29 protein-coding genes and 3 tRNA genes are annotated in these 25138 nt (G+C 74.7%); 19 read left to right on the forward strand and 13 right to left on the reverse strand.

What is annotated here, in order from left to right:
• From J4E96_RS05285 to J4E96_RS05300, 4 genes are all read left to right on the forward strand, one after another.
• Entirely contained in the window at nucleotides 1-960 is a 960-nt protein-coding gene (locus J4E96_RS05285; RefSeq protein ID WP_227424732.1) for an ROK family protein, read from the forward strand.
• Complete coding sequence (gene nagB, locus J4E96_RS05290; RefSeq protein ID WP_227424733.1) at nucleotides 951-1733, forward strand: glucosamine-6-phosphate deaminase; 783 nt, start codon at nucleotides 951-953, stop codon at nucleotides 1731-1733. The genes J4E96_RS05285 and nagB overlap by 10 nt, the downstream gene beginning before the upstream one ends.
• Before the next feature lie 94 nt (nucleotides 1734-1827).
• On the forward strand, nucleotides 1828-2187 hold the full coding sequence (locus tag J4E96_RS05295) for a DUF3039 domain-containing protein (RefSeq protein ID WP_227424734.1): 360 nt from the start codon (nucleotides 1828-1830) through the stop codon (nucleotides 2185-2187).
• Nucleotides 2184-4013, forward strand: coding sequence for a DEAD/DEAH box helicase (locus J4E96_RS05300; protein ID WP_227424735.1), 1830 nt, complete (start codon nucleotides 2184-2186; stop codon nucleotides 4011-4013). Before J4E96_RS05295 ends, J4E96_RS05300 begins: the two co-directional genes overlap by 4 nt.
• Before the next feature lie 31 nt (nucleotides 4014-4044).
• Here J4E96_RS05300 and J4E96_RS05305 read toward each other — a convergent pair whose 3' ends face one another.
• Nucleotides 4045-5442: a nicotinate phosphoribosyltransferase gene (locus tag J4E96_RS05305; RefSeq protein ID WP_227424736.1), complete on the reverse strand. Its 1398-nt coding sequence runs from the start codon at nucleotides 5440-5442 to the stop codon at nucleotides 4045-4047.
• Between the two features lie 92 nt (nucleotides 5443-5534).
• On the opposite strand from J4E96_RS05305, the gene clpS reads away from it, so the two are divergent.
• The 6 genes from clpS to rdgB are packed head-to-tail and all read left to right on the forward strand — an operon-like array spanning nucleotide 5535 to nucleotide 9652.
• Complete coding sequence (gene clpS, locus J4E96_RS05310) at nucleotides 5535-5828, forward strand: ATP-dependent Clp protease adapter ClpS (protein ID WP_406620364.1); 294 nt, start codon at nucleotides 5535-5537, stop codon at nucleotides 5826-5828.
• Nucleotides 5828-6514, forward strand: a complete 687-nt coding sequence (locus J4E96_RS05315) for a DUF2017 family protein (protein ID WP_227424737.1) — start codon at nucleotides 5828-5830, stop codon at nucleotides 6512-6514. Before clpS ends, J4E96_RS05315 begins: the two co-directional genes overlap by 1 nt.
• Nucleotides 6511-7368 (forward strand): glutamate racemase, encoded by an 858-nt coding sequence (gene murI / locus J4E96_RS05320; protein WP_227424738.1) that lies wholly within the window; start codon nucleotides 6511-6513, stop codon nucleotides 7366-7368. The genes J4E96_RS05315 and murI overlap by 4 nt, the downstream gene beginning before the upstream one ends.
• The gene (locus J4E96_RS05325; RefSeq protein ID WP_227424739.1) at nucleotides 7365-8159 is read left to right on the forward strand and encodes an MBL fold metallo-hydrolase; all 795 of its coding nucleotides are present in this window, start codon (nucleotides 7365-7367) and stop codon (nucleotides 8157-8159) included. The genes murI and J4E96_RS05325 overlap by 4 nt, the downstream gene beginning before the upstream one ends.
• A 39-nt stretch (nucleotides 8160-8198) precedes the next feature.
• Nucleotides 8199-8966: a ribonuclease PH gene (gene rph, locus J4E96_RS05330; protein WP_227424740.1), complete on the forward strand. Its 768-nt coding sequence runs from the start codon at nucleotides 8199-8201 to the stop codon at nucleotides 8964-8966.
• Entirely contained in the window at nucleotides 8963-9652 is a 690-nt protein-coding gene (rdgB, locus tag J4E96_RS05335) for an RdgB/HAM1 family non-canonical purine NTP pyrophosphatase (protein WP_227424741.1), read from the forward strand. Before rph ends, rdgB begins: the two co-directional genes overlap by 4 nt.
• Here rdgB and J4E96_RS05340 read toward each other — a convergent pair.
• Nucleotides 9606-10022 (reverse strand): DUF3054 domain-containing protein, encoded by a 417-nt coding sequence (locus tag J4E96_RS05340; protein WP_227424742.1) that lies wholly within the window; start codon nucleotides 10020-10022, stop codon nucleotides 9606-9608. The two genes, rdgB and J4E96_RS05340, sit on opposite strands and share 47 nt — an antisense overlap.
• An 81-nt stretch (nucleotides 10023-10103) precedes the next feature.
• Between J4E96_RS05340 and J4E96_RS05345 the strand changes: the two genes are divergently transcribed.
• Together J4E96_RS05345 and J4E96_RS05350 are read left to right on the forward strand one after the other, a co-directional pair.
• Nucleotides 10104-11732: an ATP-binding cassette domain-containing protein gene (locus tag J4E96_RS05345; protein WP_406620450.1), complete on the forward strand. Its 1629-nt coding sequence runs from the start codon at nucleotides 10104-10106 to the stop codon at nucleotides 11730-11732.
• Between the two features lie 61 nt (nucleotides 11733-11793).
• Entirely contained in the window at nucleotides 11794-12474 is a 681-nt protein-coding gene (locus J4E96_RS05350; RefSeq protein ID WP_227424744.1) for a class I SAM-dependent methyltransferase, read from the forward strand.
• Nucleotides 12475-12493: 19 nt separating this feature from the next.
• On the opposite strand, the gene J4E96_RS05355 is transcribed toward J4E96_RS05350, so the two are convergent.
• A complete protein-coding gene (locus tag J4E96_RS05355; RefSeq protein ID WP_227424745.1) occupies nucleotides 12494-13045 on the reverse strand; it encodes an NUDIX hydrolase family protein in 552 nt (183 codons plus the stop codon).
• Between the two features lie 162 nt (nucleotides 13046-13207).
• Here J4E96_RS05355 and J4E96_RS05360 point away from each other — a divergent pair, with 162 nt between their 5' ends.
• A complete protein-coding gene (locus tag J4E96_RS05360) occupies nucleotides 13208-13603 on the forward strand; it encodes a thioredoxin family protein (RefSeq protein WP_227424746.1) in 396 nt (131 codons plus the stop codon).
• 105 nt (nucleotides 13604-13708) lie between these two features.
• Here the strand turns inward: J4E96_RS05360 and J4E96_RS05365 are convergent.
• Both J4E96_RS05365 and J4E96_RS05370 read right to left on the reverse strand, forming a co-directional pair.
• Nucleotides 13709-13789 (reverse strand) — tRNA-Leu (locus J4E96_RS05365).
• A 65-nt stretch (nucleotides 13790-13854) separates the two neighbouring features.
• A complete protein-coding gene (locus J4E96_RS05370) occupies nucleotides 13855-14325 on the reverse strand; it encodes a peroxiredoxin (protein ID WP_227424747.1) in 471 nt (156 codons plus the stop codon).
• Between the two features lie 129 nt (nucleotides 14326-14454).
• On the opposite strand from J4E96_RS05370, the gene J4E96_RS05375 reads away from it, so the two are divergent.
• From J4E96_RS05375 to J4E96_RS05390, 4 genes are all read left to right on the forward strand, one after another.
• A complete protein-coding gene (locus tag J4E96_RS05375) occupies nucleotides 14455-14844 on the forward strand; it encodes a hypothetical protein (RefSeq protein WP_227424748.1) in 390 nt (129 codons plus the stop codon).
• A gap of 66 nt (nucleotides 14845-14910) precedes the next feature.
• Nucleotides 14911-14986 (forward strand) — tRNA-Lys (locus J4E96_RS05380).
• Nucleotides 14987-15129: 143 nt separating this feature from the next.
• Nucleotides 15130-16614 carry a dihydrolipoyl dehydrogenase family protein gene (locus tag J4E96_RS05385; RefSeq protein WP_227424749.1) on the forward strand — a complete coding sequence of 495 codons (1485 nt, stop codon included), beginning with the start codon at nucleotides 15130-15132 and terminating at the stop codon, nucleotides 16612-16614.
• A gap of 1 nt (nucleotide 16615) precedes the next feature.
• The gene (locus tag J4E96_RS05390) at nucleotides 16616-17119 is read left to right on the forward strand and encodes a DinB family protein (protein WP_227424750.1); all 504 of its coding nucleotides are present in this window, start codon (nucleotides 16616-16618) and stop codon (nucleotides 17117-17119) included.
• 18 nt (nucleotides 17120-17137) lie between these two features.
• On the opposite strand, the gene J4E96_RS05395 is transcribed toward J4E96_RS05390, so the two are convergent.
• From J4E96_RS05395 to J4E96_RS05405, 3 genes are all read right to left on the reverse strand, one after another.
• A complete protein-coding gene (locus J4E96_RS05395; RefSeq protein ID WP_227424751.1) occupies nucleotides 17138-18145 on the reverse strand; it encodes a glycine betaine ABC transporter substrate-binding protein in 1008 nt (335 codons plus the stop codon).
• A gap of 107 nt (nucleotides 18146-18252) precedes the next feature.
• The gene (locus tag J4E96_RS05400) at nucleotides 18253-18981 is read right to left on the reverse strand and encodes an ABC transporter permease (protein ID WP_227424752.1); all 729 of its coding nucleotides are present in this window, start codon (nucleotides 18979-18981) and stop codon (nucleotides 18253-18255) included.
• Nucleotides 18978-19649: an ABC transporter permease gene (locus J4E96_RS05405; protein WP_227424753.1), complete on the reverse strand. Its 672-nt coding sequence runs from the start codon at nucleotides 19647-19649 to the stop codon at nucleotides 18978-18980. Before J4E96_RS05405 ends, J4E96_RS05400 begins: the two co-directional genes overlap by 4 nt.
• A 64-nt stretch (nucleotides 19650-19713) precedes the next feature.
• On the opposite strand from J4E96_RS05405, the gene J4E96_RS05410 reads away from it, so the two are divergent.
• A complete protein-coding gene (locus tag J4E96_RS05410; RefSeq protein ID WP_227424754.1) occupies nucleotides 19714-20763 on the forward strand; it encodes an ABC transporter ATP-binding protein in 1050 nt (349 codons plus the stop codon).
• A gap of 68 nt (nucleotides 20764-20831) precedes the next feature.
• Nucleotides 20832-21737 carry an ATP-grasp domain-containing protein gene (locus J4E96_RS05415; protein ID WP_227424755.1) on the forward strand — a complete coding sequence of 302 codons (906 nt, stop codon included), beginning with the start codon at nucleotides 20832-20834 and terminating at the stop codon, nucleotides 21735-21737.
• Between the two features lie 78 nt (nucleotides 21738-21815).
• Here the strand turns inward: J4E96_RS05415 and J4E96_RS05420 are convergent.
• The 5 genes from J4E96_RS05420 to J4E96_RS05435 all read right to left on the reverse strand — a co-directional run bounded on the left by J4E96_RS05420 (nucleotide 21816) and on the right by J4E96_RS05435 (nucleotide 24959).
• Nucleotides 21816-21888: transfer RNA gene (locus tag J4E96_RS05420), tRNA-His, on the reverse strand.
• Nucleotides 21889-21970: 82 nt separating this feature from the next.
• Entirely contained in the window at nucleotides 21971-22618 is a 648-nt protein-coding gene (gene orn, locus J4E96_RS05425) for an oligoribonuclease (protein WP_227424756.1), read from the reverse strand.
• A 9-nt stretch (nucleotides 22619-22627) separates the two neighbouring features.
• A complete protein-coding gene (locus J4E96_RS05430) occupies nucleotides 22628-23002 on the reverse strand; it encodes a hypothetical protein (protein ID WP_227424757.1) in 375 nt (124 codons plus the stop codon).
• Nucleotides 23003-23155: 153 nt separating this feature from the next.
• Nucleotides 23156-23281 carry a hypothetical protein gene (locus J4E96_RS20160; protein ID WP_264466187.1) on the reverse strand — a complete coding sequence of 42 codons (126 nt, stop codon included), beginning with the start codon at nucleotides 23279-23281 and terminating at the stop codon, nucleotides 23156-23158.
• Between the two features lie 256 nt (nucleotides 23282-23537).
• The gene (locus J4E96_RS05435; RefSeq protein ID WP_227424758.1) at nucleotides 23538-24959 is read right to left on the reverse strand and encodes an FAD-binding oxidoreductase; all 1422 of its coding nucleotides are present in this window, start codon (nucleotides 24957-24959) and stop codon (nucleotides 23538-23540) included.
• Between the last annotated feature and the right edge of the window lie 179 nt (nucleotides 24960-25138).

The following is a 25138-nucleotide window of genomic DNA, read 5'->3' on the forward strand; positions in this document are numbered from 1 at the left end:
GTGGCCGGCTCCGCGCGCCCCGGCCCGCCGGTCATCGGCCTCGACATCGGGGGCACCAAGGTGCTCGGCGTCCTGCTCGGCGCCGACGACGTCGTCGTCGGCTCGGTCCGGCTGCCGACCGTGCGCGGGGTCGACGGCGTGGTCGCGACCGCCTCGGCTGCGGTCCGCGCGCTGCTCGCGGGCGCCGGCATCGCGCCCGGCGCCGCGGGCGAGGCGGTCGCCGTCGGCGTCGGCGTGCCGGGCGTCGTCGACCCCGCCGCGGGAACCGTCGCGCACGCCGTCAACCTCGGCCTCCCGGGCGAGGCCACGCCGCTCGCCCGGCTGCTGAGCGGGTCGCTCGGGGGCGCGCCCGTCCGGGTCGAGAACGACCTGAACGCCGCGGTGCTCGGCGTCGCGCGCGCGCTGGCGGCGACCGACCTCGCGTTCCTCGCGCTCGGCACCGGCATCGCCGCGGGGCTGCTGCTGGACGGCCGGCTCCGCCGCGGCGCGTTCGGCGCGGCGGGGGAGATCGGGCACCTGCCGTACCGCCTGGACGGCCTCGTGTGCCCGTGCGGGCAGCACGGCTGCCTCGAGCTGTACGCCTCCGGCGCCTCCCTCGACGCCCGCTGGCCCGCCGCCGTCGGCACGCCGCCGCCCGCGGCGCTGTTCGCCGCGGCCGCCGCGGGCGACCCGGCGGCGACGGTGCTGCGCGACGAGTTCGCCCGCGCCGTCGCGGCCGCGGTGCGGATCCTGGTGCTGACGACCGACGTCGAGCACGTGGTGCTGGGGGGCGGGGTGAGCGAGGTGGGCGAGCCGCTGCTCGCGGCCGTGGTCCACGCGCTCACCGTGCAGGCCGGCGAGTCCGCCTTCCTCGGCTCGCTGAACATCGCGGCGCGGGTCCGGCTTCCCCCGGCGGGCAGCCCGGTCGCAGCGATTGGCGCCGCGCTCGTGGCGCGTGGGACCGTGGCCCCATGGAAGTAATCATCGCCAAGCCCGACGAGCTCGCACGCCTCGCTGCCTGCGCCTACGAGCAGCTCCTGCGACGTCGTCCCGACGCCGTCCTGGGACTCGCAACCGGATCGAGCCCGCTCGCGGTGTACGACGAGCTGGTGCGGCGGCACACGGACGAGGGGCTGTCCTTCGCGCAGGCCCGCGCGTTCAACCTCGACGAGTACGTCGGCCTGCCGGCCGAGCATCCCCAGCGGTACCTCAACGTCATCCGCCACGACTTCACCGACCGGGTGGACTTCGCGCCCGGCGCGGTGCAGGGCCCGGATGGCCTCGCCGACGACCTCGCCGCGGCGTGCACCTCCTACGAGGACGCCATCGCCGCGGCCGGCGGTGTCGACCTGCAGATCATGGGGATCGGCACCGACGGGCACATCGCGTTCAACGAGCCCGGCTCGTCGCTGGCCTCCAGCACGCGCATCAAGACCCTGACGGAGCAGACGCGCGCCGACAACGCCCGGTTCTTCGGCGGGGACGTCGACAAGGTGCCGCAGCACTGCCTCACCCAGGGGCTCGCGACCGTCATGCGGGCCCGGCACATCGTGCTCGTCGCGACCGGCCGGTCCAAGGCCGACGCGATCCACCAGCTCGTCGAGGGGCCCGTGAGCGCGATGTGGCCGGGCACGATCCTGCAGCACCACCCGCACGTGAGCGTGCTGGTCGATACCGCGGCCGCGAGCCGGTTGCAGCTCGCGGACTACTTCCGCAGCACCTACGCCGCCAAGCCTGCCTGGCAGGGCCTGTAGCCCGTGGCCCGCGGCGGGCGCGGTCGATCGCCCGTGGCGGGCGCGGTCGGTCGCGCTTGGCGGGCCGTCACAGGGGCGTCGTAGACTCGTCGCCATGAGTGAGCCGCTTCCCCCCGTGCCTGGTCCCGACGATCCTTTCGGTGAGCAGCCGGGGGGTGGCACGGGCACGTCGACGAGCGTGCTCGAGCGTGAGGAGACGGCGCAGGAGGTCGAGCCCGGCGACCACGAGCGCTTCGCGCACTACGTGCGCAAGAACAAGATCATGGACTCCGCGCTGTCCGGAAAGCCCGTGATCGCGCTGTGCGGGAAGGTCTGGGTCCCGGGCCGGGACCCGAAGAAGTTCCCGGTCTGCCCCGTCTGCAAGGAGATCTACGACGGGCTGCGCAGCCCCAAGGACGGCGGCCCCGGCAGTTCCGGCGGTCCCGCCGGCTCCGACTCCTCCGGCGGAAAGTGAGCCCCGGGACCCGTCCCCCCGCTCGCCCCGCAACGGCTGCCTCGTCGGCAGCGGCGTCTCACCTGTCACCGGCCTTTCCTGGTCGCGCGCCGTGGGGGACCGCCGAGAAGCTGCGCGCCTGGCAGGCCGAGGCGATCGAGGCGTACCGCGCGCGCGCGCCGCGGGACTTCCTGGCCGTCGCGACGCCGGGCGCGGGCAAGACGACGTTCGCGCTGCGGATCGCGACCGAGCTGCTCGAGGCGGGGATCGTCCGCCGGGTGACCGTCGTGGCCCCGACCGAGCACCTGAAGAAGCAATGGGCCGACGCCGCGGCACGGGTCGGCGTCCGGCTCGACCCGAACTTCCGCAACGCCCAGGGCCGGCACGGCGCGCACTTCGACGGCGTGGCCGTGACGTACGCCCAGGTCGCGATGAAGCCCGCGCTGCACGCCGCGCGGACCTCGGCGGCGCCGACCCTGGTGATCCTCGACGAGGTGCACCACGGCGGCGACGCGCTGTCCTGGGGCGACGGCATCCGGGAGGCGTTCGAGGGCGCGACCCGGCGGCTGTCCCTGACGGGCACGCCGTTCCGGTCGGACACCGCCGCGATCCCGTTCGTCACCTACGCGCGGGACGAGCACGGGATCCGCCGCAGCGCGGCCGACTACAGCTACAAGTACGGCGACGCGCTGCGCGACCACGTGGTGCGCCCGGTGATCTTCCTGACGTACTCCGGCCAGATGCGCTGGCGCACCAAGGCCGGCGACGAGGTCAGCGCGCGCCTGGGCGGGCCGCTGACCAAGGACATGACCGCGCAGGCGTGGCGGACGGCGCTCGACCCGAACGGCGAATGGATCCCGTCCGTGCTGGCGGCGGCCGACCGGCGCCTGACGGAGGTGCGCCGCAGCATGCCCGACGCCGGCGCCATGATCATCGCGACGGACCAGACCGACGCGCGCGCCTACGCGGGCCACCTGGCCAGGCTGACGGGCGAGTCGCCGACCGTCGTGCTGTCGGACAACTCGGCCGACAACGACGCCTCGGCCGCGATCGACGCGTTCTCGGCCGGCACCTCGCGTTGGCTGGTCGCGGTGCGCATGGTGACCGAGGGCGTCGACCTGCCGCGGCTGGCGGTCGGGGTGTACGCGACCTCGACCTCGACGCCGCTGTTCTTCGCCCAGGCCATCGGCCGGTTCGTCCGGGCCCGCCGGCGCGGCGAGACGGCCTCGCTGTTCCTGCCGAGCGTGCCGCAGCTGCTCGAGCTCGCCAGCACGATCGAGCTCGAGCGCGACCACGCGCTCGACCGCCCGCTCACGGTCGAGGAGCAGGGGGACCTGTACAACCCGGAGGACGCGCTGCTGGCGGCCGCGAACCGGGCCGACGCCGGCTCCGACGCCGTCGGCTCCGACGGGCTGCAGGGCGCGTTCCAGCCGCTGGAGGCGCAGGCGTCCTTCGACCGCGTGCTGTTCGACGGCGGCGAGTTCGGCACGGGCGCCGACGTCGGCTCGGCGGAGGAGCTCGACTTCCTCGGCCTGCCCGGCCTGCTCGACGCCGATCAGGTCACCACGCTGCTCAAGCAGCGCCAGGCCGCGCAGCTCACGGCCAAGCGCGGCCGGACCCCGGTCGAGCAGGTGCGCTCCGAGGCGGACCACCGCAAGCTCGCCGAGCTGCGCAAGGAGCTGTCCGCGCTCGTGTCCGCGTGGGCGCGGCGCAGCGGGCAGCCGCACGGCTCGGTGCACACCGAGCTCCGCCGGCGCGGCGGCGGCCCGGAGGTCCCGCTCGCGACGGTCGCGCAGCTCGAGCAGCGGGTCGCGATCGTGCGGGACTGGTTCGTCGGCAAGCGCTGACCCGCGCTCGCCGGAGGCGGAGGCGAGCCCGTCAGGTGTCGAGGCGGAGCGTGACGGTAGGGATCGCGGCGTCGTCGGCGGAGAGCCGGCGGGCGCCGCGCGGCAGCTCCGCGCGCGAGGCCGCGTGCCGCTCGACCGCGAGGTGCACCCCGGCCGCGCCGGTCCACCGCGTGTCCACGGCGCCGCCGACGACGAGCGGCACGTGCAGCGGGCGCAGCGAGTCGACGTCCTCGGCCCACTCGACGACGGCCGCGTCCGGCCCGACGACCAGGACCTCCTCGACCGCGCGCCCGGTCGGGTCGAGCCGGCGGGCCGCGCTCTTGCGGCCGCCGACGCCCACCTTCGCGACCGACGCCTTGGCGACCGGCTGCATCGTGCCGTCGGCGCCCTCGCGCGAGACGAGCTTGTAGACCATGCCGCAGGTCGGCGCCCCGGAGCCGGTGACCAGCGCGGTCCCGACGCCGTAACTGTCGACCGGCGCGGCGGCCAGGGCCGCGATCGCGAACTCGTCGAGGTCGGACGTGACCACGATCTGCGTGTCGGTGGCCCCGAGCTCGTCGAGGTGGCGCCGCACGTCCTGCGCCAGCGAGAGCAGGTCGCCCGAGTCGAGCCGGACCGCGCCGAGCGTCGGGCCCGCGACCGCGATCGCCGCCTCGACCCCGCGGCGCACGTCGAACGTGTCGATCAGCAGCGTCGTGCCGATGCCCTGCGCGGCGATCTGCGCGACGAACGCGGCGTGCTCGTCGTCGTGCAGCAGCGTGAACGCGTGCGCGGCGGTGCCGATCGTCGGCAGCCCCCAGCGCCGGCCGGCCTCGAGGTTCGAGGTCCCGACGAATCCGGCGATGACGGCGGCGCGCGCGGCCGCGACCGCCGCGTGCTCGTGCGCGCGTCGCGAGCCCATCTCCATCACGGGCCGGTCGACGGCGGCGCTCGTCATCCGGGAGGCGGCCGACGCCACGGCGCTGTCGTAGTTGAGGATCGACAGCACGAGCGTCTCGAGCACGACCGACTCGGCGAACGTGCCCTCCACGACGAGCACGGGCGAGCCGGGGAAGAACGTCTCGCCCTCGGCGTAGCCCCAGATGTCGCCGGTGAACCGGTAGTCCGCGAGGTAGCCGAGCGTGCGGTCGTCCACGACCTCCTGCGCGGCGAGCCAGTCCAGCTCGGCCGCGCCGAACCGGAAGTCGGCGAGCGACTCGAGCATGCGGCCGGTGCCCGCGAGCACGCCGTAGCGGCGCCCGGGCGGGAGCCGGCGCGTGAAGACCTCGAACACGCAGTGCCGGTGCGCGACCCCGCTCGCGAGCGCGGCCTGCAGCATCGTGAGCTCGTATCGGTCGGTGAGCAGAGCGGTGCTCGGGCGCGGGGAGAGGAGGGTGGGCAGGGCGCGGGCGACGTCGTCCGGCAGAGCCGAGGGCTCCGGTGCTCTCATGGGGTTCACCGTAGGCCGTGCCGGGGCGTGCTTCGTCCCGATCGGTGTGGAAGCCGCCACCGGGGGCGGCGCGGTCCACCTACAGTGGGGTGGTGCCCGTCCAGACCTCACCCGCCCAGGACGTCTTGCCCGGAGAGGACACGCGGCTCGCCGATGCGTGGATCACGCTCGTGTGGAACGACCCTGTGAACCTCATGAGCTACGTGAGTTACGTCTTCCGCTCGTACTTCGGCTACCCCGCCGCGCAGGCGGACACGCTCATGCGGCAGGTGCACGAGGAGGGCCGGGCGGTCGTCTCGACCGGCAACCGCGAGCAGATGGAGGTCGACGTGCAGGCGATGCACTCCTTCGGCCTCTGGGCCACGCTGAGTCAGGGCGGCGCCTGATGCGCGGCTTTCACCGCACGGCCGGGCGTTACGTCGCCGGCCTCGACGGGTCGGAGCGCGAGGTGCTCGCGACCGTCGTCGCCGACGTCGCGGAGCTGCTCGGCGCTGAGCGGTTCGGCCAGGACCCGGACGCCGCCCGCGCGGCGGGCGCCAGCGAGGCAGCGGCGGCGTCGCAGCCGCTGCTCGGGCTGCGGATGAGTTCGGTGGCCGTGCCCGCCCCGGTCGACCCGGCGGTGCACCGCCTGCTGCCCGACGCGTCCGACGACGATCCCGCGCTCGCGGCCGAGTTCCGCCGCCTCACCGAGGGTGACCTGCGCGGGGTCAAGATCGAGCGGCTGCGGGCGTTCTGGCTCGCCCTGACCGCGGCGCCACCCGGAGGTCCGAGCCGGCGCGGCACGTCGGACCTCGTCGTCGACCCCGCCGAGGCGGCCGAGGTCGCCGCGACGATCACGGACCTGCGCCTCGTGCTCGCGGACCGCCTCGGGATCGAGACCGAGGAGGACTCGGACGCGCTCTACGCCGCGCTCGAGCGCACCGAGGCCGCCGACGGCGTCGCGGACGACCCCGACCGACCCGGCCGGGACGTCCTCGCGGACGAGATCCGCGAGTACCTGGGCTCGGTGTACGCCGCCCTGAGCTGGCTGCAGGAGTCCCTGCTCGCCGTGATGATCGAGGACCTGCCGTGAGCCGACCCGAACAGTTCCGCCCCACGACGTTCGAGGCGGTCACGGACGCGCCGATCGGGATCTTCGACTCCGGGGTCGGCGGGCTCACGGTCGCGCGCGCCATCCTCGACCAGCTCCCGCAGGAGGCGACCCTCTACATCGGTGACACGCTCAACTCGCCGTACGGCCCGAAGCCGCTCGCGGCCGTGCGCGCGCACGCGCTCGAGGTCATGGACGACCTCGTCGACCAGGGCGTGAAGATGCTCGTCATCGCGTGCAACAGCGCGTCCGCGGCCGTCCTGCGCGACGCGCGCGAGCGGTACACCAAGCGCCGCGGGCTGCCCGTGGTCGAGGTCATCCTGCCCGCCGCGCGGCGCGCGGCCGCCGCGACGAAGTCCGGCCGCATCGGGGTCATCGGCACCCGCGCGACGATCGAGTCCCGCGCCTACGACGACGCCTTCGCCGTCGCCCCCAACCTGCGCCTGACCGCGCAGGCCTGCCCCCGGTTCGTCGAGCTCGTCGAGGCCGGCATCACCTCGGGCCCGACGGCGCTCGCGATCGCCCACGAGTACCTGGACCCGGTCCGGGCGGCCGGCGTCGACACGCTGGTGCTCGGGTGCACCCACTACCCGCTGCTGACGGGCGTCATCTCGTACGTCATGGGGGACGAGGTCACGCTCGTGTCCAGCGCGGAGGAGACCGCCAAGGACGTCTACCGGACGCTCGTCGCGCATGAGCTCGAGCGCTCGCCGTCGGCCGAGCCCCCCGAGCACCGCTTCCTCGCCACCGGCGACACCGCGACGTTCCTCAAGCTCGCGCGCCGGTTCCTCGGGCCCGAGGTCCTCGCCGTCGAGCCGGCCGGGGCGCTGCGGTGAGGCTCACGGTCGTCGGCTGCGCGGGCTCGTTCCCCAGCGCCGAGTCGGCCGCGTCGAGCTACCTCGTGGAGGCCGACGACGCCGAAGGTCGCACCTGGCGCGTCGTGCTCGACCTGGGCAACGGCGCGCTCGGGCCGCTGCAGCGGTACTGCGACCCCGCGACGGTCGACGCGTTCGCGATCTCGCACCTGCACGCGGACCACTCCGCCGACCTCGTCGTCCTCGGCGTCTACCGCCGCTACCACCCGGCGGGCACCGGCGCGGGCACGTCCGTGCCGGTCTTCGGCCCGGTCGGCACCCGGGGCCGGCTCGCGCAGCTGGCCGGGACCGACCCGGCCACCGACGTGAGCGGCCACCTCGACGTGCGCGAGTGGGTCGAGGGCGCCGGCGTGGACGTCGGCCCGCTGCGGCTCGAGCCGGTCGCGGTGCGGCACCCCGTGCCCGCGTTCGGGATCCGCGTCATCGGGCCCGCCGAGGGCGACCCGGCGCGCCGCGTGGTCCTCGCCTACAGCGGCGACACCGACTCCTGCCCGGGCCTCGACGCGCTCGCGGCCGGGGCCGACCTGCTGCTGTGCGAGGCCGGCTTCCTGGACGGCCGCGACGACGCCGTCCGCGGGGTGCACCTGACGGGCCGGCGTGCGGGCGAGGCGGCGGCCGGCGGCGGCTCGGCGCGGCTCGTCCTGACCCACCTGCCCGCCTGGAACGACTCGAACGTAACGCTCGCGCAGGCGCGCGCCGCCTACGCGGGCCCGACCGAGCTCGCCCGCCCGGGGGCCGTGTACCCGATCTGACGGGCCCGGCGCGCGGGTGACGCGCCGTACCCTGGGGCCATGACCTCAACACTTTCCGGCGCCTCGCTGCGCTCCGACGGCCGCCGTCCCGACGAGCTGCGCCCGGTGACGATCACCCGCCGCTGGCTCGACGCGGGCGAGGGCAACGTCCTGGTCGAGTTCGGCAACACCAAGGTCCTGTGCGTCGCGTCGTTCACGGCCGGCGTGCCGCGCTGGCGCAAGGGTTCGGGCGAGGGCTGGGTGACGGCCGAGTACGCGATGCTGCCGCGCGCGACCTCGACCCGCTCGGATCGCGAGTCGGTCAAGGGCCGCGTCGGCGGGCGCACGCACGAGATCTCCCGGCTCGTCGGGCGCTCGCTGCGCGCCGTCGTCGACGTCAAGGCGCTCGGCGAGAACACGATCGTGCTCGACTGCGACGTGCTCCAGGCCGACGGGGGCACGCGCACGGCCGCGATCACCGGGGCGTGGGTGGCGCTCGCCGACGCGATCGCCTGGGGCCAGCGCCAGGGCGCGATCAAGGGCTCCAAGCCCGTCCTGCTCGACTCCGTCGCGGCGATCAGCGTCGGCATCGTGGACGGCGTCCCGATGCTCGACCTGCCCTACGTCGAGGACGTGCGCGCCGACACCGACATGAACGTCGTCGTCACCGGCCGGGGGCAGTTCGTCGAGGTGCAGGGCACCGCCGAGCACGCGCCGTTCGACCGCGACGAGCTGAACACGCTGCTCGACCTCGCGCTGGGCGGCACGGCCGAGCTCACCCGCACGCAGGAGCTCGCGCTCGCGACGGACCCCGTCCCGCGCGGATGACGCTCACCTCAGGCGGCGCGACGCGCGGGCGCGTCGTGCTCGCGACGCACAACGCGCACAAGGTCGGCGAGCTCCGCGCGATCCTCGCCGGCGTCGTGCCGGGGCTCGGGGCCGGCGACGTCGTCGGCGCGGCCGAGCTCGGCGCCCCCGAGCCGGTCGAGGACGGGGTGACGTTCGCGGCGAACGCCCTGATCAAGGCGCGCGCCCTCGCGGCGTTCACGGGCCTGACGGCCGTCGCGGACGACTCGGGCCTCGCCGTCGACGTGCTTGGCGGTGCGCCCGGGATCTTCTCGGCGCGCTGGTCCGGGCGCCACGGCGACGACGTCGCGAACCTCGAGCTGCTGCTCGCACAGCTCGCCGACGTCGGGCCCGAACACCGCGGCGCGCAGTTCGTCTGCGCGGCGGCGCTCGTGACGCCGGAGGGGTACGAGCGGGTCGAGCACGGCTACCTGCGTGGGACCCTCGCGACCGTGCCGCGCGGCGAGCACGGGTTCGGGTACGACCCGATCCTCGTCGTCGCGGGCGGCACCCGCACCAGCGCGGAGCTGACCCCGGCCGAGAAGAACGCGATCTCGCACCGCGGCGAGGCGTTCCGTGCGCTCGCGCCCGTCATCGCGGGCGTGCTGGCCGGCCGGCGCCCTACGCCCGGGACGGCGCCTGCGTCGCCCGCGCCCGGCCCGCGCTGACCAGCACCGCGATGGCCCGCCAGCCGAGCAGCAGCACGCCGAGCGAGGCGGCCGCGACGAGCAGGAACGACGGCGCGAGCCCGCCCCCGGTCAGGCCGCGCAACGTCATCCCGCCCGCCCAAGTCACCGCCCACACGGTCACGCCCTGCGGCCAGAGCCGGTGCGGGGCCCGCCAGGCGCGCCCCATGGCCCAGCCGAGCGCGGCCCCGGCGAGGAACGGCCAGGCGACGGTGACCACGCCGACCACGCCGCCGTCCTCGGCATGGGACGCGCGGCCGACGGCCGCGAAGGCGAGGATGCACGCGGTGTCAGCGACTGCGGCGAAGGCGACGGGCACGGTGAGCACGGTGGCGGGGGAGGGCAGGCGCATGAGCCGCACGCTACCGGCGGCGCCGCCGCGGGGCCGGTCGTGAGCGTCGACCCCGCCGAGATCGCGATCGCGCCGGGCGCCGTGCACCTGGTCGCCGACGCGGTGAGCTTCGCGTACCCGGGCCGGCCCGTGCTCGACGCCGTGACGGTCGTGGCGAGCGCGGGCCAGCGCCTGGGCGTCGTGGGCGAGAACGGCGCGGGCAAGTCCACGCTGCTGCACGTGCTGGCCGGCGACCTGGCGCCGCAGGCGGGCGCGGTCCGCCGGGCCGGGACCCTCGCGCTCGTGACGCAGGAGCTCGTCGCCGCGCCGGGCGCGACCGTCGGGACGCTCGTCGACGAGGCCCTCGGCGCGGTGCGCGCGGCCGCGGCCGAGCTCGACGAGGCGATCGAGAGCTTCGACCACGACCGCGGGGACCTCGCGGCGCTGACCGGCGCGCTCGCGCGGGTCGAGCGGCTCGCCGGCTGGGACGCCGACCGCCGCATGGACGAGGCCCTGACCCGGTTCGGGGCGCCGCGCGAGACCGCCCGCGAGCTGGCCCAGATGAGCGTGGGGGAGCGGTACCGCGTCCGGCTCGCGTGCCGGGTCGCGCAGCGGGCCGACGTGCTGCTGCTGGACGAGCCGACGAACCACCTCGACGAGGCCGGGATCGAGTACCTGACGGCGCAGCTGCGCGACTGGCCCGGCGTCGTCGTCATCGTCACGCACGACCGGCAGCTGCTCGACGACGTGATGACCGCGATCCTGGACCTCGATCCGACGGTCGACGGCCGCCCGGCGCTGTACGGCGCGACGCGGTACGCGACGTACCGGTTCACCAAGGACCAGGCGCTGCGCACGTGGCGCCGGCGGTACTCCGCCGAGCAGCAGCGCCGCGCGCAGCTGCTGCGCCGGCTCGACGAGTCCTACGAGGGCCTGTCGGACGCGTGGCGGCCGCCGAAGGGCAGCCAGAGCCACGGGCGGGCCACGCACGCGCGAGTGCACGTCAAGGCCGCCGACCGCCTCGTGCGGCGGCTCGAGGCCGCGGCCGTCGAGGTGCCGGAGCCGCCGCTCGCGCTCGCGTTCCCGGACCTGCCCGCGATCCCCGCGCCCGCGCCCGCGCCCGCCCAGTTGCTCGAGGTGCGCGCGCCGCTCGTGCCCGGCCGGCTCGACCTCGCCGGCACCCAGATCGGGCTGCCGCCGTGCGGGCGGCTCCTGGTCACCGGCCCCAACGGGTCGGGCAAGTCCACGCTGCTCGGCGTCCTCGCCGGCGCGGTGCCGCTCGCGCGCGGCGCGCGGACGATCGCCCCGGGCGTGCGCCTCGGCGTGCTCGCGCAGGACGATCGGCCCGACCCGGCGGGGCTCGCGGCGTCGGCCTCGGGCTTCGACGTGTTCGCGCGCGCCGCGCTCGACCTGCTCGCCGCCGGCGCGCTGGACCCCGACCAGCTCGTGCCCGTCGCATTCCTCGGGCTGCTGACCGAGGCCGACCTGGACCGGCCGCTGGTGGAGCTGTCGATCGGGCAGCGGCGCCGGTTCGAGCTGGCCCAGGCGCTGCTCGCGGCCCCGCACGTGCTGATCCTGGACGAGCCGACGAACCACCTGTCCATCGCGCTCGTCGACGAGCTGACGGCGGCGCTGCGCGCGACGTCGGCCACCGTCGTGGTCGCGACGCACGACCGCAAGCTCCGCGCCGACCTCGCCGACTGGCCCGAGCTCAGGCTCGGGCAATCGTAGGTTCTTGCCGTTCTGGCAACAGGGGTGGCGTCAGCGGGGCGCGGCGGGGGACGGTGTGCCCATGACTGAAACCCCCGCAGCTGGATTGCTCGCTCCCCACGCTCCCGCCCCCGGCGACGCCTACGTCGGGGATCCGGCGGTGCGGGCGGAGTGGGACCGGCGGTACGCCGACCGGCAGCAGCTCTGGAGCGGTCGGCCCAACGGGGCGCTCGTGGCCGAGGTGGCGGGGCTCACTCCGGGCCGCGCGCTCGACGTCGGCTGCGGCGAGGGCGCGGACGCCGTCTGGCTCGCGCGCGGCGGCTGGGACGTGACCGCGCTCGAGGTCTCGGGCGTGGCGCTCGAGCGGGCGGCCGGGCACGCGCGCGACGCCGGGGCAGCCGTCCGCTGGGTGCACGCCGGCCTGGCGGAGGCGGCGCTCCCGCCCGGATCCTTCGACCTGGTCTCCGCCCAGTACCCCGCCCTGCTGCGCACGCCCGACGCGGCGGCCGAGCGCGCGCTGCTCGCCGCCGTCGCGCCCGGCGGCGTGCTGCTCCTCGTGCACCACGCCGGGATGGAGAACCAGCCGGCGCGCGAGGGCGACGTCGACCCGGCCGACTACGTCTGGCCGTCGATGGTGGCCGAGCTGCTCGACGGTGCCTGGGACGTGGAGCTGGACGAGCAGCGGCCCCGGATCGCGCCCGACGGCGGGGCCGGCGCGCACCACACCGCCGACGTGGTGCTGCGCGCGCGCCGACTGAGCTGACGGGCGCCGTCGGCAGGGGCTAGTGCAGGCGGCCCACGTGCGCCATCGCCTGGCGCAGGAGCGTGCCCGTGCCGCCGGCCATCTCGACCTGAACCTGCTCGCTCGTGACCTCCTCGGGGGTCAGCCATGCGAGGTCCAGCGCATCCTGCTGCGGGGTGCAGTCGCCCGCGACCGGCACGATGTACGCGAGGGACACGGCGTGCTGGCGCGGGTCGTGGTAGGCGGTGACGCCCGGGGTCGGGAAGTACTCGGCGACGGTGAACGGCTGCGGCGAGGACGGGATCTGCGGCAGGGCCATCGGGCCGAGGTCCTTCTCGATGTGGCGCACGAGCGCGTCGCGTACGCGCTCGTGGTACATCACCCGGCCCGACACGAGGGCCCGCGACATGACGCCCTCGGGCGTGACGCGCAGGAGGATGCCGACGGCGATGACGTCACCCGAGTCGTCGACGCGCACCGGGACGGCGTCGACGTACAGGATCGGCAGCCAGCCGCGGGCGCGCTCGATGTCCGCCTGGCTGAGCCAGCCGGAGGGACGCTCGGGTCGGGGGAAGTCGACGGTGTCGGTCACCTAGCCGTTCTACCGTGCGGGCGCGCCGGGCGCCGCCCCCGACGCGCCGAACCGCCGACTCGCTCGCCCTCGCCGTGCTCGCGGCGCGAAGCGTCGGCGGGAATAATCAGGGCCCCGTAGACGTCGTACTGACCGGTTGACACGCGATGACAGGAGGGCCACATGGCCACGCAGGAACTGACCGAGACCACCATCGAGCAGGCGATCAAGGACAACGACATCGTCCTGGTCGACTTCTGGGCCGAATGGTGCGGGCCGTGCAAGCGGTTCGGCCCCGTCTTCGAGGCATCTTCGGAGCAGAACCCCGGGGTGCTGCACGCCAAGGTCGACACCGAGGCCGAGCAGGGTCTCGCGGGCGAGCTCGGGATCACCTCGATCCCGACGCTGATGGCGTTCCGCGAGGGAGTCCTGGTCTACAGCCAGGCGGGCGCGCTGCCCGGACCGGCGCTGGCCCAGGTCCTGACCGCCGTCCAGGCGCTCGACATGGACGACGTGCGCGCGCAGATCGCCGCGCAGCACGACGGCGCCGCGACCCCCGAGGGCGCGCACCAGTCCTGATCACGGCGGGCCTGGTCGGCCGACGTACGCACTGACCCGCGGGTGCCGCCTCTGCAGGCGGCACCCGCTCGGCCGTGGTCGTTCGGGTCGCTGGTCATTCGTCGGTGCGGGAGACGGGATTCGAACCCGCACGCCCGAAGGCACGGCGACCTAAACGCCGCGTGGCTGCCATTTCACCACTCCCGCGGGGGCACTGCTCCCCGTCGCGCAAGCCTTGCACACCCGGGCCGGGCCGTCAGCGTCGTCGGGCGTCAGGCGATCCCGAGGTCGCGGCGGAGCTTGGCGACGTGGCCCGTGGCCTTGACGTTGTACTGGGCGAGCTCCACGGTGCCGCTCGGGTCGAGCACGACGGTGGACCGGATCACTCCCGTGACGACCTTGCCGTAGAGCTTCTTCTCGCCGTAGGCGCCCCACTGCGTGAGCACGGACCTGTCGAGGTCCGACGCCAGGGGGAACGTGAGCCCGTCGCGCGCGGTGAACTCGGCCAGCGCGCTGACGGGGTCGGGGGAGACGCCGACGACCGAGTACCCGCTGCCCTGCAGTGCGCTGAGGGAGTCCCGGAAGTCGCACGCCTGGGTCGAGCAGCCGGGGGTCATCGCGGCGGGGAAGAAGTACACGACGACGTGCTGCCCCCGCAGCTCGGACAGCGTGATGGTCCCGCCGTCGGCGGTCGGCAGGGTGAAGTCGGGTGCGCTGTCGCCCACGGCGAGACGGGTGGTCATGGCAGCAAGCCTAGCGATGCCCGGATGGCCCCGGTTTCCTGTGAAAGCGGCATGGGCCATTCGGCGTTTGCGTTTGCGGGGTGGGACCGGTGGGTGGTGCTATAGGGGCGACGAACGGAGGTGGACGGGATGGGCGACGCGAACGACGCCACCGTGCACGGCCCCACCGCACCCGTGACCGCCGAGGCCGGCAACGCTGCCGAGGACCGACTTGGGCCGGATCCGAGCGATGACAACGAACCGATCGACCCGGAACAGATCGACGCCGCAGCGACGGCGGCGCAGATCTCGCCGCTGGGCGACGAGGTCATGAGCCTGCTCGCCGAGCACATCCCGCTCGCGCTGCTCGTGGACCTGGCGGCTGCGCCGTCCGACCGGGCCTCGACCGAGATCCTGCGGGCCGAGGGGCTGCCCGACGAGGCGTGGTGGGAGCAGCCCGAGGGCGACTCGCACCCGGCGGCCAGCGGGTTGCCCGAGGAGTCCGCGGACGAGGGCTCCCGCAAGTTCACCTCGGCGTGACGTGCGCCACGTCCGTCCCTCCTGGTTCGTTGGCGGCCGCGGGGCAGTGGTAGCGTCTTGCACTGCGCGCCATTAGCTCAATTGGCAGAGCAGCTGACTCTTAATCAGCGGGTTCGGGGTTCGAGTCCCTGATGGCGCACCAGCAAGGGCCTCTCACCTGCAGTTATGCGGGCGAGAGGCCCTTTTTCTTTTGCGAACTGACCCGGGAGCGTTCGAATTCCGGGGTGCGCCGCCACGAGCCACGCGCCACGATGGGAGCTCAGCCCGCCGCGACCAGGGAGAGCCATGACTGCCGCCGATGATCTCGACACCCTCCGCTACGACGTCGTCGTGCTCGGCGCGGGGGCGGTCGGCGAGAACGTCGCGGACCGCGCGAGCCGGACGGGGCTGAGCGTCGTCGTCGTCGAGGCCGAGCTGGTCGGCGGGGAGTGCTCCTACTGGGCGTGCATGCCCTCCAAGGCGCTGCTGCGGCCGGGGGCGGTGCTGGCGGCCGCGAAGGCCGTGCGCGGCGCCGCAGGGGCCGTTGCCGGCGGCGTGGACGTGGCCGCGACGCTCGCCCGGCGGGACGCGATCGCGCACGACTGGGACGACGCGAGCCAGGTCGAGTGGCTCGACGGCGCGGGGATCGACCTGGTCCGGGGTCGCGCCCGGTTCACCGGGCCGCGCACCCTCGCGGTGACCGACGACGACGGCGCGGTCCGCACGATCGTCGCCGCCCGCGCCGTCGTGGTCGCGACCGGCAGCGGACCGATGGTCCCCGGCGTGCCCGGACTGGCGCAGGCGCAGCCGTGGACGAGCCGCGAGGCCACCGCCGTCCAGGACGTCCCGGAGTCGCTCGCGATCATCGGCGGGGGAGTGGTCGGGGTCGAGATGGCGACGGCGTTCGCCGACTTCGGTGCCCGCGTCACCCTGCTGGTGCGAGGGGACCGGGTGCTCTCTGGCGCGGAGCCGTTCGCCTCGGCCGCCGTCGCCGACGGGCTCACCGAGCTCGGGGTCGAGCTCCGGTTCGGGGTCGAGGTGACGCGCGCGGTCCGCGACGACCACGGGGTGACGCTCACCGTGGACGAGGGCGAGCCCGTCGTCGCCGCCGAGGTGCTCGTCGCCGCCGGCCGGCGCCCCCGCACGGGCGACCTCGGCCTCGAGGCGATCGGGCTGAACCCGGGCGATGCACTCGCGGTGGACGACACGCTGCGTGTCACGGCGGTCGACGGCGACTGGCTCTACGCCGCGGGCGACGTGACCGGCCGGGTCGCGACCACGCACCAGGGCAAGTACGACGCGCGGGTCGTCGGCGACGTCATCGCCGCGCGGTTCGGGGCCGCCGGGGCGGGCGACGGGCCGACGGGCGCGGCGACCGCGGCCGACGTCGACGCCGCGCCCGATTGGAGCCGGTTCCGGGCGAGCGCCGACCACGAGGCCGTCCCGCAGGTGGTCTTCAGCCGCCCCGAGGTCGCGTCGGTCGGCCTGACGGAGGCCGCGGCCCGGGCCGCCGGCTACCCGGTGCGGGTGCTCCACCTGTCGCTCGCGTCCGTCGCGGGCGCGTCGGTCAGCGCCGACGACTACGCCGGCGCGGCCACGCTCGTCGTCGACACCGACCGCTCGGTGGCGCTCGGCGCGACGTTCGTCGGGCCGGAGGTCGCGGAGCTGCTGCACGCTGCGACGATCGCCGTCGTCGGGCAGGTGCCGCTCGACCGGCTCTGGCACGCCGTGCCGGCGTACCCGACCGTGAGCGAGGTCTGGCTCCGCCTGCTCGAGGCGTACGGGCTCTAGCATGACCAGGACCGACCGCCCGCCGAGCTGGGACGAGCGCGCCACGCTGCTCGCGATGCTGCAGTACACGCGGGACACCGCCCGGGCTAAGTGCGAGGGGGCGACCCCGGCCGCCGTCGCCGCGACGCCGCTCGTCACGTCGCCGCTGATGTCGCTCGGCGGCGTCCTGAACCACCTGCGTTGGGTCGAGCACTCCTGGATCGAGAACCGCTTCGTCGGCGGACCCGACCTCGGGCCGTGGACCGACGACGAGCCCGACAAGGAGTTCTCGATCGGCGCGCAGACGCCGCTGAGCCAGCTGCTCGCGGAGTACGCCGATCAGGCCCGGCGCACCGACGCCCTCGTCGCCGGGCTCGATCTCGACGCCCGGTCGGTGACGCCGCTGAGCTCGGGCGAGCTCCCGACGCTGCGCTGGGTCGTGCTGCACCTGATCGAGGAGAATGCCCGCCACAACGGGCATCTCGACGTGCTGCGGGAGCTAGCGGACGGCGTGACCGGGGACTGACGACTCGCGGTTCGACAGCTAGCCGGCCAGCGCGGCGTCGGAGGAGAAGACCAGGCCGAGCGCGATCGTGCCCTGCTGCAGCGCCGTCTTGGTCAGCGGGCCGCCCGCGTCGAGCGACGTGAACTCGGCGATCTGCAGGCCGTAGGTCTCCTCGAGGCCGGGCTGGCAGAACGGGCGCTCCGGGCACTCCGGCGGCCCGCCGAGCACGAGGCCGCCGCAGGTCTCGGCCAGCTCGGAGAGCGTCGTGACCTGGTGCTCGTCCGCGAAGGCGGTCGTGACGGCGAAGGTGTTCTGGTCCTGCGCCGCCGCGGGCGTGCCGAACGTCAGCCCGACGGCCGTGCCGAGGGTGACGAGCTCGGCGAGCGTCGCGTCGACGTCGGAGCTCGCGAGCGCGGGCGCGTCGGCGCCGTTGGCCTGCTTGTTGAGGTACTCGGTGAGCGTGCCGACGTACTCCGGGACCATCGTCAGGGTGCCGTCCTGCAGCGCCGGGGCGTATGTGTCCCGGTTCCCGATCGTCTGGGTCGTCGCGTCGTAGCCGGCGGAGCGCAGCGCGCCCGCGTAGATCTCGGCGAGCGTCGCGCTCTCGGAGAAGTTGGCGGCTCCGACGACGACCGTCTTGCCGCCGCCGACCATGTCCGCCGCCGCGAGCCCCTTCGTCTCGAGGTAGTCAGCGGCGACCTGCGTCGAGGTCTGCCGGTCCACGTCGACCGCCTTGTTCAGGCCGATGAGCGTCTCGGTGTCCAGGGTCGCGGACACGGCGTCGAGCAGCGGGATGAAGTTCGCGTCGCCCTCGATCGCGGCGGCGTTGATCGCCGGGACGATGTTGTCGGCCGTCTGCAGGCCCAGGTCGTCCTCGAGCGCGACGAGCGAGTCGCCCGCGACGGGCTCGCACGTGGCGAGCGCGGCCGCCGTCGAGCCCGAGCTCGAGGTGTCCGTCCCTCCGGACGACCCGGCGTCGCCGCAGGCCGCCGTGAGCAGCAGCACTCCCGTCGTCAGGGCGGCCAGGGTCATAGTGCGTGCTCGCATGGAGGACTCCCAGGTGTCAGGCCGCGACGTGCGGCACCGACGATCATTCGATCTCGGATATTCGGACACGGCAACCGCTCTCGCGGGTCGTCGCGGTCACGGTCAGGTCACGATCCGGTGGCGCCCGCGGCTCGCGTCGCGCGACGGCCGGCGCGGCGCGGCGTGCGCATCGGCCGGGGGGTGAGCAGGCGCTGGCCGCCGGCGAGCAGCGCCTCGACCGCCAGGCACAGCACGATGACGAGGAAGCCGCCCGCGAGCACCTCCCCGAACCGCCGGGTGGCGAGCCCGGAGATGATGATCGGCCCGAGCCCGCCGCCCCCGACCAGCCCGGCCAGGGGGACCGTCGCGATCACCTGGACCGCCGCCGTCCGCAGCCCGGCCCCGATGAGCGGGAGGGCGAGCGGGATCTCGACGAGTGCGAGCGACCGGCGCCCCGACATGCCCATGCCGCGGGCCGCCTCGCGGATGTCGCGGTCCACCTCGCGCAGGCCCGTGAAGGCGTTCGTGAGGATCGGGGGGATCGCGAAGATCGCGGCGGCGAGCACGACCGGCCGGTTGCCGAACCCGATCGACGTCGAGGCGAAGATGAGCAGCAGCGCGAACGTGGGCAGCGCTCGCGAGGTGTTCGCCATGACGACGACGAACGATCCGCCGCGGCCGCGGTGGCCGAGCCAGACGCCGAGCGGGAGCGCGATCAGCGCGGCGAGCAGGACGGCGAGCACCGACATCGTCAGGTGCTCGGCGACGCGCGCCGGGATGCCGTCCGGGCCGGTCCAGTTCAGGGGGTCGTTGAGCCAGACCAGGGCGTCCGCGACGGCGTTCTCGTTCCCGGTCACGACTGCGTCCGCGTCCGGGCCCAGGGCGTCGCGAGCCGCCCGGCGGCGGCGAGCAGCAGGTCGGCGACGAAGGCGATCGCGAGGCACAGGATCGTCGCCGTCATGATCTCGGCGCGGTAGTTGCTGTTGAAGCCGCGGAACATCAGCTGCCCGAGGCCGCCGTAGCCGACGATGACGCCGATGGTCACCAGCGCGACGGTGGTCACTGTAGCGAGGCGCAGGCCGACGACGATGGACGGCAGCGCGTTGGGTAGCTCGACCGTCAGGAGCAGGCGGATGCGTCCGTAGCCGAGGCCGCGGGCCGCGTCACGGATCTCCGGGTCGATGCCCTCGAGCCCGACCAGGATGTTGCGCACCAGCACGAGCATCGCGTACGCGACCAGCCCGATGAGCACGGTCGTGCGGCCGATGCCCGTGAACGGGGAGAGGATCGCGAACATCGCCAGCGAGGGGATCGTGTACAGGATCCCGGCCAGGCCCAGCACCGGGCCGGCGAGCCGCGGACGGCCGAAGGCCAGCGCGGCGAGCGGCAGCGCGATGACGAAGGCGATGAGCACCGCCTCGACCGTCAAGGTCACGTGCTGCACGAGCGCCTCGGAGATGTCCGCCCAGTTGGTCTGCACGTAGTCCCACGAGAGCCACGGGTTGGCTGGTGCGGACGTCGTCACCGCCAGGACGCTACCCGCGCCGACCTCGCGCCGCGAGCGTCCGGCACGGGTAGCGTCCCTGTGCATGAGTCCAGCAGCGCCCGTGATCCGCTTCGAGCGGGCCCGCAAGGAGTACCCCGACGGCACCGTCGCGGTCGACGGCCTGGACCTCGAGGTGTTCGAGCACGAGATGCTCGTGCTCGTCGGGCCGTCCGGCTGCGGCAAGTCCACGACGCTGCGGATGGCGAACAGGCTCGTCGAGCTCACGTCGGGCCGCGTGCTCGTCAAGGGCGAGGACATCGCCACGAGCGACCCGGTCGCGCTGCGCCGCCGGATCGGCTATGTCATCCAGAATGTGGGGCTCTTCCCGCACCGCACCGTCGGGCAGAACGTCGCGACCGTGCCCGCGCTGCTCGGGTGGGACAGCCGGCGCACGCGCGACCGGACGGCCGAGCTGCTCGAGCTCGTCGGTCTCGAGCCCGCGATCTACACGCGGCGGTACCCGCACCAGCTCTCGGGCGGCGAGCGGCAGCGGGTCGGGGTCGCGCGGGCGCTCGCCGCCGACCCGCCCGTGCTGCTCATGGACGAGCCGTTCGGCGCGGTCGACCCCGCCGGGCGGCGCCGGCTCCAGCAGGAGTTCTGGCGCATCCAGCGCGAGCTCGGCACGACCGTGATGCTCGTCACGCACGACATCGACGAGGCGGTCCGGCTCGGCGACCGGATCGCCGTCTTCAGCAAGGGCGGCCGCCTCGAGCAGCTCGCCGACGCCGTGAACCTGCTCGCCCGGCCCGCGACCGCGATGGTCGCCGACTTCGTCGGGGCCGGCCGCGCCGTCCGGCTGCTGGGGATCGGCGAGCTGACGGCCCCCGACCTCGAGCCCGTCCCGGGTGCCGCCGCGACCGACGTCGCGCTGTCCGCCCCGCTACTGTCGCCGGCGGCTGCCCTGCGGGTGGGCAGCCGCCTCGACGACGCGTTCGCGGCGCTCGCGGCCTCGGGCGGGCGCGCGGTGCCGGTCTTGGGCGACGACGGCGCCGTCGTCGGCCAGGTCACTCCCGACGGGCTGCTCGGCGCCCTGCGGCGCATGACCGCCGACGTCGACGAGGGCGACGCGGCCGACCGCGTGGTGGCCGGCTGACGCGCCTCGCGGCGATCCCGGCCCGCCCGGCGCAGCCGTTGGCGCGCGCGGCTCGGTAGCCTGCAGGCATGAGTGCACCGCGCGTCGCCCTGGCCACCTCCGCCGACTTCCCGAACCTGGACGCGGACGACGCGCCCCTGCTGCCCGCCCTCGCGGCTCGCGGCGTCGACGCCGTGCCGGCCATCTGGGACGACGCCGAGGTCGACTGGGACGCGTTCGACCTCGTCGTGGTCCGCAGCACGTGGGACTACGCGCCGCGCCACGACGAGTACCTCGCGTGGGCCGCACGGGTTCCCCGGCTCGCGAACCCGGCCGAGGTCATGACCTGGAACACCGACAAGTCCTACCTGCGCGAGGTCGAGGCGCTGGGCCTGCCCGTCGTCCCGACGATCTGGCTCGACCCGGCCCGCAACCTGACCTCGCGCGCGGTGCACACCCGGTTCCCCGCGAGCGGCGAGTTCGTGATCAAGCCGACTATCAGCTCGGGTGCGCGGGACACGGGCCGGTACCAGTCCAACTACGCCGACCAGCGCGGGCTGGCGATCGTGCACGCGCGCGACCTCCTGCGGGCCGGCCGGCACGTCATGGTCCAGCAGTACCTCGGCCAGGTGGACACGGTCGGGGAGACGGCGCTCGTGTACATCGAGGGCCAGTTCAGCCACGCCGTGCGCAAGTCGGCCCTGCTCGAGGGCCCGTACCGGGCCGATGGCGTGCACAAGGAGGAGATGACCGCGCGGGCGGCGGCGGACGACGAGCGCGAGCTCGCCGATCGCGTCATCGCGGCCATCCCTGAGCTCGTGCCGGCCGCCGGCCCCGGGCCGCTGCTGTACGCGCGGGTCGACCTGCTCCGCAACACCGAGGGGGCGCCCGTGCTGCTCGAGCTCGAGGTCACGGAGCCGTCGCTGTTCCTCGGCCTCTCGGACACGGCCGTCGACCTCGTCGCCGACGCGATCACGGCGCGCGCGACGCGCTGATCGGCAGTGCGCGACGCGCTGACGCGCGCAGAACGAGGAATGGCGCCCGGCTCGAGGAGCCGGGCGCCATTCACTGTGGGTGGCTAACGGGACTTGAACCCGCGACCCCCTGGACCACAACCAGGTGCTCTACCACCTGAGCTATAGCCACCATGTCCCCGGCATCACTACCAGGGCCGACCAGAACTATACCGGCTGCGCGGGGATGCTCGGGCGGATTCGCTGCGAGGTCGCTACGCCGTCGGGACCGAGCGCGCCACGGACGTCGCCACGACCTTCGCCGCGATCGCCTTGGCGGTCTTGGAGTCCGGTCCGGGCTGCGCGACGAGCAGGGCCGCGCGGTAGTAGCGCAGCTCGTCGATGCTCTCGAGGATGTCCGCGAGGGCGCGGTGCCCGCCGTTCTTCGCGGGGGAGGAGTAGTACACCCGCGGGTACCAGCGGCGGGCGAGCTCCTTGATCGAGGAGACGTCGATGACCCGGTAGTGCAGGTAGCCGACGAGGTCCGGCATGTCGCGCTCGAGGAACGCCTTGTCGGTCCCGATCGAGTTGCCCGCGAGCGGCGCCTTGCCGGACTCGTCCACCCACGTGCGGATGTACGCGAGCACGGCGGCCTCGGCCTCGGCCAGCGTCGAGCCGGCGTCGAGGGTCTCGAGCAGGCGGGACGACGTGTGCATGTCGCGCACGAAGTCCCCCATCTGCTCGAGGGCGGCCGGTGGCGGCGAGATCACGATGTCAACGCCCTCGCCGAGGACGTTGAGCTCGGAGTCGGTGACGACGGCGGCCACCTCGACCAGGGCGTCTGCGGCCTGGTCGAGCCCGGTCATCTCGCAGTCGATCCAGACAATTCGGTCCGCGCTGGTGCTGGTGCTGTTTACGCTCACCGCACCAGCCTACGGTTCCCCACCCGCGGCCCCGTCGACGCTCGTCGCGCCGGACCCGCGCGGACTCGCCGCCACCGAGGCGGCAGAGGCGGCCGAGGCGGGGGGCATGGCGCCGGCGAGCTGCGCCGCGGCGACGACGACGAGCGCGGTGCCGCCCGCGGCGAGACCGGTCGCCAGGGGTGCGGCGCCCGACCACGCCATGACCGCTCCGGTGCCGCCGGCGGCGGCGAGCGCCAGCACAGCGCGGTCGAGCAGGCGACGACGGCGCGCGCGGTTGGCGGCGGGCCCCGCCGCAGCGGGGTCGGGGACGGGCCCGGAGGCGGGCTCGGGCGCGGGCTTGGGGGCGGGCTTGGGGGCGGCCGTGCCGCCCGAATGGCGGCCCATCAGGGCAGCGCGCCGTGGTGGCGGACGGTTTCAGGCACGTCCACATGGTGGCAGATGCCAGCGGGCGCGCCGGGCCGGTCGGCCCAGCGCGCCCGTGGCGTCCGGTCTTTCTGCGGTGGTGGCGTGCGCGTCATTCGGGTGCCGGGCCGCGGGTCAGCGGATCAGCATGAATGGCGGCGTGAATGCGGCCGGAACGCGGTCGCGGTGCTTCGTGGCCACGAACTCGAGGCGTTCCTCATAGTCCCGCAGCCACAGGAATTCGGGAATGGGGGCGTTCATCGCGTGCACTGTCCTTCGGGTTGAGGGGGGTCGTAGTGTCGGGCCGGCCAGGCCCGCCGAGCTCACCGCGGTCCCGCCAGACAACCACCCCACCCCCGCCCGGCGCACGTCTTTATTTGCCGGCGCCTCGAAACTTCCGAGTGCCCGGCAAACTTCCGAGTGCCCGGCAAACGTCCGGCCGTTCTGCAAACCCGGAAGTTTGCAGAACAGCCAGCCGTTTGCAGAACGGGAAATGGCGGCCCGGGCGGAATGGGGCTCAGACTGCGTGGTTGGGGCGGAGCAGGGTGGTGGGGTCCGCCGCCGCGCGAGCGCGGGTCAGGCGGGCGAAGGCCTCGGGGGCGAACCCCGACGCAGCGTCGACCGGGGTCTCGGCGAAGTTGAGGTACTGGCGGCCGTTGAGCCACGGGGCCAGCCCCGCCACGAGCTCGTGGGCCTCGCGCTGGCCCGCCGCGCTGATCTCCGGGGTCATGGCGACCGTGCCGGCGAACAGCACGAACGCGCCGTCGAGACGGTCGAGCGCTCCGCCGCCGGCCGCGGGCCGGGCGAGGGCGCCGCCGAGCTGGCGCAGCTCGACCATGAACAGCCCGGACCCGGAGCCGGGGCCGGCCGCCGCGAGCAGCGCGCGCTGCCCGGCCGCCGGCAGGTCCCGGAGCACCGCCGAGCTCGAGACGCTCGGGGTCGGTCCCTCCGGGTCCATGTGCAGGCGCACCAGGGACGCGGCGGGAACGCGCGCGAACGTGTCGATCTCCGGCGCCAGGTCGCGCAGCCCGGCGATCATGGCGGCGCTCGTGGCGTCGTCGGCGCCCACGACCGCGCCGTCGATCACGACGATCTGGCGGCCGCGCAGCGCCGGAGGCAGTTCGGGCAGCGGCGGCAGCTGCAGCAGGCGCAGCGACGTCGTGACGGCGTCGGGCGCGTCGGCCGTCCAGTCGACCCACCGCTCGAGCACCTCGGCCGCACGCGAGAGGTCCCAGACCAGCATGCCGGCATATGCGTCGCGGATCCGGAACAGGTCGAACTCCAGGGTGACGACGACGCCGACGTTGCCGCCGCCGCCGCGCAGCGCCCAGAAGAGCTCGGGCTCGTGCGTCGCGTCCACGTGGACGGTCGAGCCGTCGGCGAGCACGAGGTCGGCGGAGATGAGGTGGTGGGCGGCGAGCCCGTGCGCCCGCGCGAGCCAGCCCATCCCGCCGCCGAGCGAGTAGCCGACGACGCCGACGTCCGGCGCCGAGCCGTGCAGCGCGGCGAGGCCGTAGTGCGCCGCGGCGTCGACGACGTCGAGCCACAGCGCGCCCGCCTCCACCCGGGCGCGGGGCGCCACCGGGTCGATCCAGACGCGACGCATCGCCGACGTGCGCAGCAGCACGACGTCGTCGAGCGCGCCGAGCGGGCCGGCGTTGTGCCCGGTGCCCTGCGGGGCGACCCGCAGGCCGACGGCCGCCGCCGCGCGCACGATCTCGGCGACCTGGGCGGCGTCGGTGGGAACGGCCACGGCCGCCGGGCGCTGGTCGACAGCGGCGTTCCAAGCCGCGCGCGCCGCGTCGTACTCGGCGTCGCCGGGCAGGTAGACGGGGCCGCCGCACAGGTCGCGCAGCGCCCGGGCCCGCTCCGGGGCGGGGACGGCGGCGGTCAGATCGAGACCGGTCAGGTTGGTCCGGTCGGTCAGGTCCGTGCTCATGAGGGTGCTCCACAAGGTTCTCGCTGGTGCGCGGCCGGCCGGCTCGCTGTCGCGGGGCCGAACCACGGGGTCGAGGCGGAGGAGTCCTGCGGGCCGATCCAGATACGCCGCGCGTGCGGGCCCGCGACGAGATCGGTTGATCAACTGCGCCTCGACTGCCGAGAACGCTGGTCTGCGCC

This window comes from Pengzhenrongella sicca (assembly GCF_017569225.1).
Lineage (GTDB): Bacteria > Actinomycetota > Actinomycetes > Actinomycetales > Cellulomonadaceae > Pengzhenrongella > Pengzhenrongella sicca.